This window comes from Luteitalea sp., assembly GCA_009377605.1.
Lineage (GTDB): Bacteria > Acidobacteriota > Vicinamibacteria > Vicinamibacterales > Vicinamibacteraceae > WHTT01.
This window is the reverse complement of the sequence record WHTT01000224.1, coordinates 645-1,015: the sequence shown is the minus strand read 5'-3', so window position 1 is coordinate 1,015 and position 371 is coordinate 645. Positions and strand designations below refer to the sequence as shown.

The 371-nt window shown below is 66.8% G+C and carries 1 pseudogene (only partly in view); it reads left to right on the top strand.

Features of this window, described 5'->3' with window-relative positions:
* Positions 1-371, top strand: a pseudogene (locus tag GEV06_28650) (hypothetical protein) (it continues 182 nt past the right edge of the window).

Sequence of the window (371 nt, the reverse complement as noted above, 5' to 3'; positions counted from 1 at the left end):
GGACGTGCACCACGCGCGCCTCTTTGGGCGCTGCGAGGCCCGGAATGGCATCGCGGCGTTTGATCGCCTCGTCGACCAGGTCATGAGGCAGGAGCCGTATCGCTCGGCGCGCCGGGTCTTCTGGGTGACCGACAACGGGTCGGCGCATCGGGGCACCAAGGGCGACACCCGCGTGCAGCGGCGCTGGCCCACCCTGGTGCCGGTCCACACACCCCGGCACGCGAGCTGGCTGAATCAGATCGAGATCTATTTTTCCGTCGTGCAGCGCAAGGTCCTCACGCCGAACGAGTTCGTCAGCCTGGAGGCGCTTGAACACTATCTCCTGGCATTCCAAGCGCGCTACCAGGCGATCGCGACCCCGTTCCGCTGGA